8 protein-coding genes, 6 tRNA genes and 5 pseudogenes are annotated in these 15,737 nt (G+C 37.2%); all 19 read left to right on the plus strand.

The features are described 5' to 3' along the window. Positions 1-41: 41 nt before the first annotated feature. The gene (gene queC / locus H1D32_RS21595) at positions 42-719 is read left to right on the plus strand and encodes a 7-cyano-7-deazaguanine synthase QueC (protein WP_261180273.1); all 678 of its coding nucleotides are present in this window, start codon (positions 42-44) and stop codon (positions 717-719) included. Beyond that, positions 709-1,197: a 6-carboxytetrahydropterin synthase QueD gene (gene queD, locus H1D32_RS21600; RefSeq protein ID WP_261180274.1), complete on the plus strand. Its 489-nt coding sequence runs from the start codon at positions 709-711 to the stop codon at positions 1,195-1,197. Before queC ends, queD begins: the two co-directional genes overlap by 11 nt. Beyond that, positions 1,194-1,918 (plus strand): annotated as a pseudogene (gene queE, locus H1D32_RS21605) (7-carboxy-7-deazaguanine synthase QueE). The gene queD and the pseudogene queE overlap by 4 nt, the downstream one beginning before the upstream one ends. Positions 1,919-1,920: 2 nt before the next feature. Continuing rightward, positions 1,921-2,413 (plus strand): annotated as a pseudogene (queF, locus tag H1D32_RS21610) (preQ(1) synthase). 467 nt (positions 2,414-2,880) lie between these two features. Continuing rightward, a complete protein-coding gene (locus tag H1D32_RS21615) occupies positions 2,881-4,167 on the plus strand; it encodes an adenylosuccinate synthase (protein WP_261180278.1) in 1,287 nt (428 codons plus the stop codon). Positions 4,168-4,665: 498 nt separating this feature from the next. After that, positions 4,666-4,741 (plus strand) — tRNA-Lys (locus tag H1D32_RS21620). A gap of 14 nt (positions 4,742-4,755) precedes the next feature. Then, a tRNA-Glu gene (locus tag H1D32_RS21625) sits at positions 4,756-4,830 on the plus strand. A 90-nt stretch (positions 4,831-4,920) separates the two neighbouring features. Next, a tRNA-Met gene (locus H1D32_RS21630) sits at positions 4,921-4,997 on the plus strand. Between the two features lie 135 nt (positions 4,998-5,132). After that, a tRNA-Asp gene (locus H1D32_RS21635) sits at positions 5,133-5,208 on the plus strand. A gap of 36 nt (positions 5,209-5,244) precedes the next feature. Then, positions 5,245-5,320 (plus strand) — tRNA-Phe (locus H1D32_RS21640). A 15-nt stretch (positions 5,321-5,335) separates the two neighbouring features. After that, positions 5,336-5,408, plus strand: a tRNA-Thr gene (locus H1D32_RS21645). A gap of 472 nt (positions 5,409-5,880) precedes the next feature. Beyond that, the gene (locus H1D32_RS21650; protein WP_261180280.1) at positions 5,881-7,179 is read left to right on the plus strand and encodes a M23 family metallopeptidase; all 1,299 of its coding nucleotides are present in this window, start codon (positions 5,881-5,883) and stop codon (positions 7,177-7,179) included. A 157-nt stretch (positions 7,180-7,336) separates the two neighbouring features. Continuing rightward, positions 7,337-8,038, plus strand: coding sequence for a response regulator YycF (gene yycF, locus H1D32_RS21655; RefSeq protein ID WP_261180282.1), 702 nt, complete (start codon positions 7,337-7,339; stop codon positions 8,036-8,038). Positions 8,039-8,043: 5 nt separating this feature from the next. After that, complete coding sequence (gene walK, locus H1D32_RS21660; protein ID WP_261180283.1) at positions 8,044-9,861, plus strand: cell wall metabolism sensor histidine kinase WalK; 1,818 nt, start codon at positions 8,044-8,046, stop codon at positions 9,859-9,861. A 1-nt stretch (position 9,862) separates the two neighbouring features. Beyond that, positions 9,863-11,202 (plus strand): annotated as a pseudogene (locus tag H1D32_RS21665) (YycH family regulatory protein). A 3-nt stretch (positions 11,203-11,205) separates the two neighbouring features. Beyond that, positions 11,206-12,000, plus strand: a complete 795-nt coding sequence (locus tag H1D32_RS21670; RefSeq protein ID WP_261180286.1) for a two-component system regulatory protein YycI — start codon at positions 11,206-11,208, stop codon at positions 11,998-12,000. 15 nt (positions 12,001-12,015) lie between these two features. Beyond that, positions 12,016-12,809 (plus strand): annotated as a pseudogene (locus H1D32_RS21675) (MBL fold metallo-hydrolase). Between the two features lie 107 nt (positions 12,810-12,916). Next, positions 12,917-14,133: pseudogene (locus tag H1D32_RS21680) on the plus strand (S1C family serine protease). Positions 14,134-14,325: 192 nt separating this feature from the next. Further along, positions 14,326-15,666 carry a sodium/glutamate symporter gene (locus H1D32_RS21685; protein WP_314733478.1) on the plus strand — a complete coding sequence of 447 codons (1,341 nt, stop codon included), beginning with the start codon at positions 14,326-14,328 and terminating at the stop codon, positions 15,664-15,666. Positions 15,667-15,737 lie beyond the last annotated feature (71 nt).

Genomic DNA, 15,737 nt, shown 5'->3' on the forward strand with positions numbered 1-15,737 from the left:
TCGAGAGTTCGCGATCTCCTCTCGTTAAAAAAAACTAGGGAGTGTTTAAATATGAAAAAGCATTGGTGGTGTTCAGTGGCGGACAAGATTCAACAACTTGTCTATTTTGGGCACTAAAAAATTATGATCATGTAGAAACAGTGACCTTTGATTATAACCAAAGGCACAATGAAGAAATTGAAGTAGCTAAAAAAATTGCTGAAGATCTAGGCGTAGAGAATACGGTTATAGATATGAGTTTATTAAATCAGCTAACTTCTAATGCGTTAACACGCAGTGAAATCGAAATAAAAGACGGGGAAGATGGCGGTTTACCTAGTACATTCGTTGATGGGCGCAATCACCTCTTTTTATCGTTTGCAGCGATTATGGCGAAAGCTAAAGCGATCCAAAATATTATTACAGGTGTTTGTGAGACAGATTTTTCAGGTTACCCTGATTGTCGTGACATGTTTGTAAAGTCACTAAATGTAACGATAAATTTAGCGATGGATTACAACTTTGTTATTCATACACCATTGATGTGGATTGATAAAAAAGAAACGTGGGCTCTAGCTGCTGAGCTTGGAGCTTTTGAATATATAAGGGAAAAGACGCTTACATGCTATAACGGTATTGTAGGCGACGGTTGTGGCGAGTGCCCTGCATGCAAGCTTCGTAATGAAGGCTTACAAAAGTTCCTTAATGAACAGGAAGGGGGCATGCAGCGTGTCGAGTAAAGATGGATTATTTGGTTTTCGAATTGTTGATAAGCTAGAAAAATTAGGTGAAGACATTCAAATAAAAGACTTGAAGTACCACAATAAGCGCGTGATGGTAAGTAAGGAATTTACGTTTGATGCCGCCCACCACCTTCATCATTATGAAGGGAAATGCAAAAACCTACACGGTCATACGTACCGAGTTGTTTTTGGTATTAGTTCTTTTACAGATGAAATTGGGATTGCCATTGACTTTGGTGATATAAAAAAAATCTGGAAAGAGCAGATTGAAATATATCTTGACCACCGCTATTTGAATGAAACGCTACCTCCGATGAATACGACGGCAGAAAACATGGTTGTTTGGATCTACGAAAAAATGGCGGACTACTTAAAAGAAAGTCAGTTTAAAATGTTAGAACCAAGGGTTGAATTTGTTCGACTTTTTGAAACACCAACAAGCTATGCCGAAGCTAGAAGAGAGTGGATGGAATGAAAATACCGGTTTTAGAAATTTTCGGCCCGACCATTCAAGGTGAAGGTGCAGTAATTGGAAAAAAAACTGTTTTTATTCGCACGGCTGGGTGTGATTATCAATGCTCTTGGTGTGATTCTGCGTTTACGTGGGATGGAACCGGGAAAGATGAAATTAAAATGTTGACAACTGTTGAAATCGTTACTGAACTTAAAAAAATTGGGTTAGACAACTTTCAGCATGTAACAATTTCTGGTGGAAACCCAGCACTGCTGAAGCAGCTTGGTGATCTTATACGTGCTTTAAAAGATTTGAACATGAAGATTGGCCTAGAGACACAAGGTACTGTTTGGCAAGACTGGATGCTAGAAATAGATGACTTAACAGTTTCTCCAAAGCCACCTAGTAGCGGTATGGAAACAGATCATACAAGGCTAACTGAAATGATCGAGCGTTTAACTAAAAAGGTTGTTGCCGGTGAAGTTAGTTTAAAGGTTGTTATTTTTGATGAAAAAGACTTACAATATGCAAAAAAGTTCACCTAGACTATCCTACTGTGCCTTTTTACCTCTCTGTCGGAAATGAGAATTTAACGATGGAGGATGACGAGCAACTTGCTCAAAAACTGTTAAAAAAGTTAGATTGGTTAGTGAGTAAAGTGATTGTTGATCCTGATTTTAATAATGCAAGAGTCTTACCACAGCTACATGCCCTTCTTTGGGGTAATAAAAAGGGAGTGTAATTATGAGAAAAGATCATGAATTAGAAGGTGTTTCTTTACTAGGAAATCAAAACGTTCAATATAAATTTGAATATGATAAGTCCATTTTAGAAACGTTTGAAAATAAGCATCTAGATAACGATTACTGGGTGAAATTTAATTGTCCTGAATTTACAAGTCTTTGTCCGAAAACAGGACAGCCTGATTTCGCAACAATTTATATCTCTTATATTCCGAGTGAAAAAATGGTCGAAAGTAAGTCATTAAAGCTGTACTTATTTAGCTTTAGAAACCAGGGCGATTTTCATGAAGATTGCATGAATATCATCATGAAAGACTTAATTGAATTAATGGACCCCAAATATATTGAGGTTTGGGGTAAATTCACACCTCGTGGCGGTATTTCGATTGACCCTTATGTAAACTACGGCAAAAAGGGTACAATGTTTGAGGAAATGGCTAAACAACGCTTATTCAATCACGATATGTATCCAGAAAAAAATTGATAATCGGTAATAGAGAAGGCAGTTGGGAAAATCTCAACTGCCATTTTTATTTAAAGTACAATTGCATTATGACCGTAGCCAAGCAAAGCTTGGCTCTTCACGCATAGCGTGAAGTTTGTAAACTAAATGAGGCGGAGGGACAAATGAATTTGTTCCTCCGCCTCATTTAGTTTACGAAAACGGTCATTATGCATAAATTTTATATTCTGTCAGACCATAAAAAAATGTATACCACCAGCCAAACAGGGATACTTTTCTCTAAGGATATAAATCTCCATTCTATAATCTATATTAAGAAACCCCTCAGTTTTTATTATAGTTTTTAAAACTACGAACAAATAAATATATATTTTGAATATTGTTCGGAATTTATTGACTTCAGAAAAGTAAATTGTTACACTAGCTATGGTTTTGAATGATTTAGGGAATATAAGATAAAAATATATAAGCATTGATTATTTGCGGAGGTGTACATAAATGGCATCAGTTGTTGTTGTTGGAACTCAGTGGGGAGACGAAGGAAAAGGGAAGATCACAGACTACCTATCAGAAAAGGCAGAAGTTGTTGCAAGATATCAAGGTGGAAATAATGCAGGTCATACAATTGTATTTGACGGAAAAAAATACAAACTGCACTTAATTCCATCTGGGATTTTCTATAAAGATAAAACTTGTGTTATTGGAAACGGGCTAGTTATTGACCCAAAAGCATTAGTTCAAGAACTAAAATACTTACATGACCATGGCATTGACACGAGCAACTTAAGAATTAGTAACCGAGCTCACGTAATTCTTCCTTACCATATTAAGCTTGATATTGTTGAAGAAGAAAGCAAGGGTGCTAACAAAATTGGTACGACAAAAAAGGGAATCGGCCCAGCTTACATGGATAAGGCCGCTCGAGTTGGAATTCGAATTGCAGACTTATTAGATAAAGAAGAATTTGAAATGAAGCTTGATCTTAACCTAAAAGAAAAAAATCGTTTGTTCGAGAAATATTATGAAGTAGAAGGCTTTACAAAAGAAGAGATCTTAGAAGAGTATTATGATTATGGTCAACAAATTGCTCAGTATGTAGTTGATACATCAGTCATATTAAATGATGCCTTAGATGAAGGAAAGAGCGTTTTATTTGAAGGTGCCCAAGGGGTTATGTTAGACATCGATCAAGGAACATATCCTTTCGTTACATCTTCTAATCCAATCGCAGGTGGAGTAACAATTGGTTCTGGCGTTGGTCCTTCAAAAATTAACAGCGTAGTTGGAGTATCGAAAGCATACACAACTCGTGTTGGTGATGGCCCATTCCCAACTGAGTTAGCGAATGAGACTGGTGACCGAATTCGTGAAGTCGGGAATGAATATGGAACAACAACTGGTCGTCCACGTCGTGTAGGGTGGTTTGACAGTGTGGTTGTTCGTCATGCGCGTAGAGTAAGTGGAATTACTGATTTATCATTAAATTCGATCGATGTCCTTACAGGTATTGAAACATTAAAGATTTGTGTAGCTTACCATTACAAAGGTGAAGTAATGGAGGAATTCCCAGCAAGTCTTAAAGTGCTAGCAGACTGTGAACCAGTGTATGAAGAGTTACCAGGTTGGACAGAAGACATTACAGGCGTAAAATCATTAGAGGAGCTCCCTCTGAATGCACGTCACTACGTAGAGAGAATCTCACAGCTTACAGGGATCCCATTAACGATCTTTTCAGTAGGACCTGATCGAAATCAAACAAACTTACTAAAGAGTGTATTTGCCTAAGTAAATAATAAGAAATGCCTGGAGTTGATCTAGGCATTTTTTGTTTGCTTATTACTAATACAATAATTTGGCTAAAAGTTACGAGATGTATTTTAAATAAATAAGGCTATTGCTGTCTAAAAAAACCTTGTTGCTAAGCCCATTGTGAATAGATCAATTAGAATACATCGCGCTTTAATTTTTAAAAATCGACTAATTAGCCAAAACCAAGTAATTCCAGATTAAAATCTCTTGCTTTTCATTAATAATTTCTGTAATATAGGACAAGTGTTGAAAAACACATCGAAACATGTTTAAAAAAGTTTTTTAAAAAAGACTTGCATTGATTATTTTAATATGTTATTATTAATCTTGTCGTCACGAGATGACCCATTATCTCAGTGGCGAGCGAAGCATCTTTGAACTGACAGCGAGTTGTTTCGACGGATACTCTTCGAAGCAAAGCTGGAAGAGGAAGAAACAGGTATTAATCTGTAAGAATTAATATATAGTTATCAAGAGCCATTAGCTCAGTTGGTAGAGCATCTGACTTTTAATCAGAGGGTCGAAGGTTCGAATCCTTCATGGCTCACCATTTTTCATCTCAGTGGCCCGTTGGTCAAGCGGTTAAGACACCGCCCTTTCACGGCGGTAACACGGGTTCGAATCCCGTACGGGTCACCATTTTATATCTTGTGTTGTAAAAAACATGGAAATGGGATATAATAATATTTGTCGGATTGAGCAAGGACAGAATTAAATAATTTTTATTATCGCGGGGTGGAGCAGTCTGGCAGCTCGTCGGGCTCATAACCCGAAGGTCGCAGGTTCAAATCCTGCCCCCGCAACCAATTCGTAAACATCTTGAATAATCATCGTTGTAGAATTTGCGACGAGGAGCTAATGCACCGCAGGAGCACAGTACCAGGTACTTTAATAAAAACTCTTTACTGGCATTGCATTAAATCAAGATATCTACTATTGATGGACCCGTGGTGTAGCGGTTAACATGCCTGCCTGTCACGCAGGAGATCGCCGGTTCGATCCCGGTCGGGTCCGCCATTTTGTTAATTAGTAATTAGTAATTATTTATATATTGGCTCGGTAGCTCAGTCGGTAGAGCAGAGGACTGAAAATCCTCGTGTCGGCGGTTCGATTCCGTCCCGAGCCACCACTATAATCAAGGCATGCCGGCCTAGCTCAATTGGTAGAGCAACTGACTTGTAATCAGTAGGTTGGGGGTTCAAGTCCTCTGGCCGGCACTCTTATATAAAGATTAAAGTCTATCAGTTACTGATAGACTTTTATTTTTTGCCCTGCTTCTAGGACTATCGATACTTAAATTGGAAGAAATATTCCAGTAATGATACAATTATATTACGTTTTCTTTATTTTTCTGACAAATTAATTGGTATTGTGATAAAATACAAAGGATTATAGTATCTCTATTTTTTAGTAGTTTAGTAGGGTATTTGAATAGAGAGTAGTAAGTATATAGTAGTGTAGGAGGAGAACCATGGAAGATTACAAACGCCGGTTAGATCAACTACAAGAAAAACTTAAAGGTATAACAAAAGGTAGTTTAAACACAATAAAACAATTATCAAAAAAATATAAAAAGCAATAGGAACAAGTTTATGTATAGCTGCTTTATTAACAACAAGCGTACATACAGATACAGTAAAAGCTGAGGATCCTACAAAACTAAAGGTTAAAACGATTTATCATGTATATATGGATAATCACCGGGTAGGTTCGGTCGATGAAAAAAGTCAAGTTGACCGTATAATTAATTCGAAAATTAACGAATATGCTGATGCTTATTCCGACGTAGAACTGGTTATTGGTGAAGAGCTTAAGTTTATTCCAGAAGTGGTGTTTACTTCAAGAGCCAATACTAGTGAAACTCTTAAAAAGTTAGAAAATAGTTTAACAGTTAAAGCAGAAGCCCTTGCTTTAATGGTTGATGGAAATGAAGTAGGGTATGTTCGTTCCGAAGAAGAATACAACACTGTTGTGCAGGAATTAATGCTGCAGTATGTCTCTGAAAAGGACTTGGCTACTATACTAAAGGCAAAAGAGGAAGGCACAACAGTCAAACAGCCTGCTGTTGGAGAAAGTGTTACTTTAGACGTTACATTGTCAAAGGATATTGAGGCTGAAAAAGCAACAGTTCATCTTCGTGATATATTATCAGTGAAAGATGCAATTAAGCAGCTCAATTTAGGCACGTTAGAAGATGATCTTTATGAAGTTCAACCAGGTGATGTATTAGGAACAATTGCCGAGGCACATGATCTTGCTATTTCGGAAATATTAGCACTTAATCCTAACATTACAGAAAATACGCTACTGCAAATTGGTGATGAATTAAACGTTACAGTGTATAAGCCGATTGTTAAAGTTATTGTACAAGAAGCTTTGACTGATAAAGAAGAAATTCCATTCCAAACAGAAACAAAAGAAGATGCAAATATGTGGCGTGGTGATACGAAAGTTCAACAAGCTGGACATGCAGGTGAAAGAGTTGTTAGCTATAATATTACCCGGGAAAACGGGCGAACACTTAAGAGAGAAATTGTAAGTGAAAAAGTAACCAAAGAGCCACAAAATCGGATTATACTAAAAGGAACAAAGGTTACTCCTTCTAGAGGTTCTGGACAGCTTGGCTGGCCTGCTGTTGGTGGGTATATTTCAAGTTATCAGGGTATGCGTTGGGGAAGATTCCACAGAGGAATTGATATTGCAAGACCGTCAAATCGTAATATTTTAGCTGCCGATAATGGTACAGTATCTTTTGCTGGCTGGGATGGTGGCGGTTATGGTAATAAAATTATTATTAATCATAATAATGGAATGACAACTTTGTACGCACACTTAGCTTCAATTGATGTAAGAGTTGGACAAACGGTAGCAAAAGGGCAAAAAATAGGTGTAATGGGATCAACAGGTAATTCGACTGGAGTTCATTTACACTTTGAGGTTACTCAGAATGGGAATTTAAAAAACCCAATGGAGTTTTTAAATAGATAACGATCCTAGAAGGTCTGACTACTAGCAAAGGTATTGGTAGATTTATCAATTCGGTTGCTAATAAAGTCAGGCCTTTTATTTGGGAAAAAGAGAGTCATAGTATGATAAAATAGACTAAGAAATGTAAGTTAGGACTAAGTCAGGAGTTGAGAATGGTATGGAAAAGAAAATATTAGTTGTTGATGATGAACAGCCGATTGCAGACATTTTAAAGTTCAGCTTAGAAAAAGAGGGATTTACTGTTGAATGTGCTTACGATGGTGAAGAAGCGATTAGAAAAGTAGTTCAGATTGTTCCTGACTTAATTTTATTAGATATTATGCTTCCACTAAAAGATGGAATGGAAGTATGCCGTGAAGTTAGAAAGAAATTTGATATGCCAATCATTATGTTGACAGCAAAAGATTCTGAGATTGATAAAGTTTTGGGTCTAGAATTAGGTGCTGATGATTACGTAACGAAACCGTTTAGTACGAGAGAGCTATTAGCTAGAGTTAAGGCTAACTTAAGACGACACCAGCAAAAAGCCGACGAAGTGACTTCGGATAAGAAGGAGCTCTATATTGGCTCGCTTGTTATTCAACCTGATGCTTATTTGGTGACAAAACGTGGAGAAGCTATCGAACTGACTCATCGTGAATTTGAGCTAATTTATTATTTAGCAAAACATATGGGACAAGTGATGACAAGAGAACACCTTCTACAAGCCGTTTGGGGTTATGACTATTTTGGGGATGTCCGAACGGTCGATGTTACTGTCCGCAGGCTAAGAGAAAAAGTTGAAGATAATCCTAGTCATCCAAATTGGATTATCACAAGAAGAGGAGTAGGCTATTATCTAAAGAATTATGAGGAGTAATTATTATGGATAAAGTCGGTTTTTTTAAATCAATACACGTGAAAATTGTCATTATTTATGTGTTATTGATTTTAATTGCAATGCAAGTAATTGGTGTTTATTTCACCAAGCAGCTTGAAGATCAACTCGTAGACAATTTTTTTGAAATGTTAGATGAAAGGGCCAACCTTTTAGCTTATAACGTTGAACAAGAAATGAAAAAAAACCGTGATGAAACGACGCCAACACTACGGTCCGATATTGATATTTTGCTTCGTGAATTCTTTTCAATTGATAATGCTGAAGTTCAGGTTGTTGATAAAAATAAGGTTGTTTTGAGTGTTTCAAATTTCCAAAAACGACATGTTATCGGACAAAGGACAACGGAGGTTCGTGTTAAACGTGCCTTACTTGGCACTGATGATGAAGATATCCTTCGTGATCAAGCGACAGGGCATCGGATGAGAGTTTTGGCTGTACCTGTAAAATCAAATAATGAAACAATCGGAGCCATTTATATTGAAGCTTCAATGGAAGAGATTTATGAGCAAATGAGACAGATAAATCAAATCTTAATGACAGGTACAATTATTGCCCTATTGATCACTGCTGCTTTGGGGATCCTTCTTGCACGAACGCTAACAAGACCAATTCTTGATATGCGTAGGCAAGCACAGGTTTTGGGAAAAGGTGATTTTACAAGAAAAGTACATGTTTATGGTAAAGACGAAATTGGCCAGTTAGCGATTACGTTTAATGAACTTACAAATAAATTAAAAGATGCCAATGCTACAACTGAGGCAGAAAAACGAAAGCTAACTTCAGTTCTGTCACATATGACTGACGGGGTAATTGCTACTGATAAAGAAGGAAATATTATTTTAATTAATAAGCAAGCGGAGCTACTTCTCGCTGTTTCTCAAGAACAAATTTTGGGAACAGCGATTGTTGAATTACTACGTTTATCGGAATCCTTTACATTAGCTGATTTAATAAGTCATGCAGAGCCGTTGCTTTTAGACTTTGGTAATATCGAAAAAGAATATTTATTAGAAGCAAGTTTTTCGGTGATCCAAAAGGAGGAAGGCGATTTTAACGGGCTAATCACTGTCCTCCATGATGTTACTGAGCAAGAAAAAATTGAAACAGAGCGACGTGAATTTGTTGCTAATGTATCGCATGAGCTCAGAACGCCTCTTACTTCAATGAAAAGCTATCTCGAAGCTTTAGAGGATGGTGCACTTCATGATCCAGCAATTGCACCGCGATTTTTGAATGTTGCTCAAACGGAAACAGAACGAATGATTCGGCTTGTGAACGATTTACTACAACTATCAAAAATGGATAGTAAAGATTATCGCTTAAATTTTGAAACTACTGATGTAACAAGGTTGTTAAATAGTATTATTGATCGCTATGAGCTTGTATCTGATCGAGAGAAAATTACGTTTCAAAGAAATAATTCTGATCAAACAATATTCGCAATGGTCGATCGGGACAAATTAACTCAAGTTATTGATAATATTTTATCGAATGCTGTGAAATATTCACCTGAGGGTGGGAAAATTTCTATTACACTTGAAGAAAGTGAAAGGTACTTTACGATTAGTGTTAGTGACGAAGGCGTTGGAATCCCGAAGGAAAGTTTACCACAAGTGTTTGACCGCTTTTACCGTGTTGATAAGGCACGTTCACGAAAACTAGGGGGCACAGGGCTAGGTTTAGCAATCGCTAAGCAAATTGTTCTAGCACATGAAGGATATATTTCGGTTGATAGTGAGTGGAATATTGGCACAACAATCTCTTTTACATTACCTTATTCTGTAGAGAAGGTGGTGGGTTAAAATGATTGAGCGCATTAAGACAGGTACGCTTTGGTTATTAATTTTACTAAGTATATTTTTAACAATACAAATTTGGACCTTTCAGCCTAACTATGCCATTTTGAAGAGCACAGAGTATATTGATAATACTCAAATTGGTGAAGAAAAGAAATTGCAGCAGGTTATTAGGCCGAAACAGGTGGTTGTGCATCATGAAGGTGGTCATTACTTTTCACCGTTAGATAGTTTTGACTTTATTGATCATTTCTTTGAAGAATACTCTGGTGCGGTTTTAGAGCAATTTATACTTTTACCAAACATTCAAACGTTTAGCCGCCATGAATCGGGTTCAAAAATAGAATTTATTTTTCCAACAAGTATTCCTGCTGAAGCGATAAAAGAGATTTTTCAAATTAGTGGTAACCAGGTTTTTATTGATAGTGTTGATCGGATTGTTTTGTTTTTAACAAGTGAGCAAGGGAAAGAGCAAATAGATGTGAAATTAATTTCTAATGATGCTCAAATGGTTGTTCAGGCTCAAACAAATATATCAGTTAGTAAGTTTAAAGAGGATATCCAGGTAGAGTCTAACGATGCTTATTATAAAGTATTTCCTTATGATGTTAAGCTCTTTGGTAATGGTTTCAAGAAGACGGTATATTTACCACTAGAGTCTCATTACGTGAATAGTGTAACTTATTTAGCAAAGCCAATTCCAACTGAGCACTTTAAACAAGTTCTTTTTAGTGATCCGAATTTCGTCAAACAGTACTTACAGTCAAATGGCGAAGAATCCTTCACTGATGGGAATCGGATGGTCAATATTTTACAAGGTGGAAATGTATTACGTTACATTAATCCTACTATTGGTGATTTAATTGAGCGCGGAAATAAGCATATCTTATATAGTGCTCTTGACTTTTTAAATGCTCATGGAGGCTTCACAAATTCATTTTATTATGATTCTACCAAGTCGTTCGGATCTACCGAGGAGGTTATTTTCGACTCTTAGTTGACGGTGTTCCCGTTTATCGTTCTAGTCTATTTGAGGTAACGAATCATCTATATGAAATTTCGTTACAACGTGGGAGTGGTAATCAAATTGAACAGTACATTCGGCCGTTATTTTTCTTGGAGAATGAACCAATCAATATTACAAAATCTACAAAGTTACCATCAGGTAGTGAATTGATTGAAGCACTTCAGAATATTGAGGGTTTTCAGTCACATTTCCTAACAGACATTAACTATGGATTTATGATGATTAAACGCCAGTCATTTGTGATTTTTGAACCAAGGTGGTTTATCAATATAATGGTGAGTGGGAAGCAGTTCAGATTGTTGATGATAGTGAGGGGATAACAAATGGATTGGAGTAGAGCAAAAACAATTTTTATCATTACTTTTTTGCTTCTTAATATTTTCCTTGGCTATCAACTAAATGAAAAAAAAACTGCTAGTAATCTTAATTTTGTAGCAGAAGCTACGTTACAGGAACGACTATCGGAAATGAATATTACCATTGCTGCTGAGTTGCATGAGGAGCAACTAACTGGCACCTATATTAGTGGTTCAAGTGAACTGCCACTAGATACTCTGATTACTAGTAAACTAGCCAATCAGGAAGTCATAAAAGTGACGGACGAAGTAGTTACAGTTAGCTTAGAGAAACCATTTCAATTATTTCAAGGTGATATAAGTGTTCAAGTTCAAGTGAAGGAATTTGTCAGTGAACATATTATCAATGGACAAGAATATCGCTATAGTCATTACAATGAAGAAATGAAGCAAGTTTATTTTTTCCAGACGTATGAAGGCAAAAAGGTCGATAATTATGAAAGCGGACGATTTCCTTTAATGTTACAGCTAAATGAAGACTTGCAAATCACAACTTATGAGCAAAACTATTTAACCATCCAGCCTATTCATCCACAGGGAAAAGAACAAGAAGTGATTTCAAGTATTAAAGCGATTGAGAAGCTTTTTAATGAGCAGCTAGTTCCACCAGATAGTAATATAACAAAGGTTGAGCTAAGTTATTTTAGTTTTTTCAAGCCACATGGTGAAGTCCAAGTGTTTGCACCAATGTGGAATATTGGTGTCAATGAACAAATTTATTATGTTAACGCCATCGACGGCGCAATTCAAAATATACAATAATGGAGAGAATAACCTATGAGCTTAAAATTCAGTGTTTTAGCAAGTGGTAGCTCTGGAAATGCCATTTATGTAGCTACGGAAAAACAGCGAATTTTAGTAGATGCAGGTCTAAGTGGTAAAGCAATGGATGATCTTTTTAAAAGATCGACTGTTGCCCGAGTGATTTAGATGCAATTCTAGTTAGTCATGAGCATAGTGACCATATCAAAGGGGTTGGGATATTAGCACGAAAGTATCATATTCCTATTTATGCAAATGAAAAAACGTGGCAAGCGATGGACGGCTTGTTAGGAAAAATTCCTTTAGAGCAAAAATTTATTTTCGGGATGGAAGAAACAAAGGTTTTTGGAGATATTGATATTGAATCATTTGGTGTTTCTCATGATGCTGCAGAACCTATGTTTTATGTCTTTCATCATGAAGGCAGAAAGCTATCCCTTATTACTGATACAGGCTACGTAAGTGATCGCATGAAAGGGACGATCAAAGAATCCGACGTGTATATCTTTGAATCGAATCATGATACAAATATGTTAAGAATGGGAAAATACCCATGGAGCGTTAAGAGGCGAATTTTAAGCGATGTTGGCCACGTTTCAAATGAAGATGCAGCACTTGCCTTAGCAGACGTAATTGGAACGAAAGAAACACGCATTTACCTAGCGCATTTAAGTAAAGATAATAATATGAAGGACTTGGCTCATTTGACGGTGAAACAAACTCTAGCAGAACAAGGCTTTGAAGTTGGTGAGGAGTTAAAGTTATTTGATACAGATCCGGCAAAACCTACTGAACTTTTAGCAGTTTAAAAGATTCATATATTGGAAATAACTGTTGAAAAAATAAATTAAAATACTGGATTCCCTAATAGTAAATTTGATAAATTATAGTTGAATTAATCTAAGGAGGGGTATTTATGGGATACTACGATGAGCATTATCAAACAGAACCCAAAAGGGAACAAAACACTGTTAGAAATATCGGAGTAGCATTTTTAAGTTCAGTAGTAGGAGCTTTGCTTATCATCTTTTCTGTTCCATTTCTCTCAAATGCGGGGTTACTTCCATATGAAGTAGTTCCAAAAGGTCAAAGTGAAAATAGTGCACAGCCTGAAAGTGAGCCAGTTTCATCACCGCTTGGCAATACTTTAAATGTGACAGTTCAATCTAATATTATCGACGCTGTTGAACTGGTATCAGATGCTGTCGTTGGTGTAATTAATATTCAACAATCTAACTTTTGGAATTCTACACAAGGAGAGGGAACAGGCTCCGGTGTCATTTATAAAAAACGAACGACCACGCCTTCATTGTTACAAATCATCACGTAATTGAAGGAGCTGGACAAATTGAGGTTTCGTTAAGTGATGGCTCAAGAGTTCCTGCAGAATTACTAGGAACAGATATTATTACAGATCTAGCCGTGTTAAAAATTTCAGCAGAAGGTGTTGAGACAGTAGCTGAGTTCGGAAATTCAGAACTACTACGTGTAGGCGAACCAGCAATTGCAATTGGTAATCCGCTCGGGTTACAATTCTCGCGAACAGTTACCCAAGGAATTATTAGTGCAACCGAAAGAAGTGTACCGGTTGATTTAAATAAGGACGGTCGTGTTGACTGGGAAGCAGAAGTTTTACAAACGGATGCAGCCATCAATCCCGGAAATAGTGGTGGTGCTCTTATTAATATTCAAGGGCAAGTCATTGGTATTAACTCAATGAAAATCGCCGGCTCAGTTGAAGGCATTGGCTTCTCCATTCCTAGTGCGATTGCCATTCCAGTCATTAATGACTTAGAAACATTCGGTGATGTACAGCGCCCACAGATGGGAGTAGTCATCCGCTCACTATCCGAAATACCGAGCTTCCATTGGAAAGATACGTTTAATCTTCCTGATGAAGTAAAAACAGGAGTCGTGATCGAGAGAGTGGAACCAATGTCGCCAGCAGCTAAGTCTGGGTTAGGTGAATATGATGTTATTGTTTCTTTAGACGGAGTAGATATCCAAGATACTCATGACTTGCGTAAACATCTTTATACGAAGAAAAAAATTGGTGATGAGCTAGAAGTAACCTACTACCGTGATGGTCATAGGCAAACGACAACGATCATATTAGCAAAACAAACATTATAGTATATATGCCTATCACCTAGTGATAGGCATTTTTGCATTACTTTATGTTTAGTCTCATAATTATAGGGGAAACCAATAAAAGACTTTTACATAGGAGGATGATGTTGTCTTGTCACCAAACATGGTTGGCTTTAGTTTTATTCTGTTAGGGATTTTTTGATTATTGGGAAGATCCTGAGAAGTAAAATTGAAGTGTTAAGAAAACTATTCTTACCGAGCTCAATTATTGCTGGGTTTGTCGCCTTATTTGTTGGACCAGAGGTTTTGGGGAGAATGATTAGTTCATTTGTGACTACAGACTCCATTTTTTATCAAGGATTAATCCCAGAATTTATCTTAGAGGTTTGGAGAACGTTACCTGGCCTTTTCATTAATGTTGTTTTTGCAGCGCTATTTTTAGGAAAAGTTGTCCCGAGTTTAAAGAAAATCTGGTTGATTGCAGGTCCGCAAGTTGTGATGGGACAAACTGTTTCTTGGGGCCAGTATGTTGTCGGTTTACTGCTTGCCATTACAGTATTAACTCCGTTTTTCGGAATGAATCCATTAACAGGTGCATTAATTGAAATTAGTTTTGTTGGTGGCCACGGCACGGCTGCAGGGCTAGCGGGTACGTTTGAAGAATTAAATTTTGCCGAAGGGGCAGATTTGGCAGTTGGACTTGCAACTATCGGGATCGTCTCCGGTGTAATTATTGGGATCATCTTAATAAACTGGGGAGCGAGAACAAACAGAGCTAAGTTTGTTGGAGGCAAACATCGTTTATCAGAGGAAGAAAAAAATAAGCTAGCTGAATTAGAAGACCGAGAGCAAGAAATTAAACCAACCCATACAACTTCGATGGAACCTTTAGCTTTTCATTTAGCGCTTGTCGGGGCTGCTATTGCCGTTGGCTATGTCTTATTAGAATTAATTGTCCTGCTAGAGCAGTACACGTGGGGAGCATGGACTGGAACAGTACTATTCCCTTATGTACCATTGTTTCCACTAGCAATGATCGGCGGCATGTTAATCCAAATTGGACTTGACCGTTATGGGAAAAGTCACTTCATTGATCGTGAAATGGTGAACCGAATTTCCGGTTTTTCGCTAGATATCTTAATTGTCAGTGCCTTAGGAACATTGTCATTAGCAGTTATTGGTGACAACCTTATTCCATTTTTACTACTAGCGGTTGTCGCAATTAGCTGGAATGTCTTCGCCTTCTTAGTATTAGCACCAAGAATGATTCCAGAGTATTGGTTCGAACGGGGAATAGGTGACTTAGGCCAAGCAATGGGGATGACAGCAACAGGTTTATTACTCATGAAGATTGCGGACCCGGATATAGAGACTCCAGCTCTCGAAGGCTTCGGTTATAAACAACTTCTATTTGAGCCATTAGTAGGTGGTGGTTTATTTACAGCAGCGTCACTGCCACTAATTTATCAATTTGGCCCAGTTGCCATTTTAATTGTTTCGGTGATTGTGACGACCTTCTTCTTGTTATTTGGACTCTTTTACTTTGGTGGGAAAAAAGCGAAGGCAACTTCTTGAATGTAGAATTGTAAGAAGTATTTTCAGAGAAGTTTAGATGCAAAAGGCCTGTGCATAAAAAAATGTTGCAG

The sequence above is a fragment of the Anaerobacillus sp. CMMVII genome (assembly GCF_025377685.1).
Classification (GTDB): Bacteria; Bacillota; Bacilli; order Bacillales; family Anaerobacillaceae; genus Anaerobacillus.

Bases quoted from the DNA above. Each gene is read 5' to 3' on its own strand.
- H1D32_RS21650 (WP_261180280.1), top strand. From the start codon at position 5,881: ATGGATAATCACCGGGTAGGTTCGGTCGATGAAAAAAGTCAAGTTGAC.
- yycF (WP_261180282.1), top strand. From the start codon at position 7,337: ATGGAAAAGAAAATATTAGTTGTTGATGATGAACAGCCGATTGCAGAC.
- walK (WP_261180283.1), top strand. From the start codon at position 8,044: ATGGATAAAGTCGGTTTTTTTAAATCAATACACGTGAAAATTGTCATT.
- H1D32_RS21670 (WP_261180286.1), top strand. From the start codon at position 11,206: ATGGATTGGAGTAGAGCAAAAACAATTTTTATCATTACTTTTTTGCTT.
- H1D32_RS21615 (WP_261180278.1), top strand. From the start codon at position 2,881: ATGGCATCAGTTGTTGTTGTTGGAACTCAGTGGGGAGACGAAGGAAAA.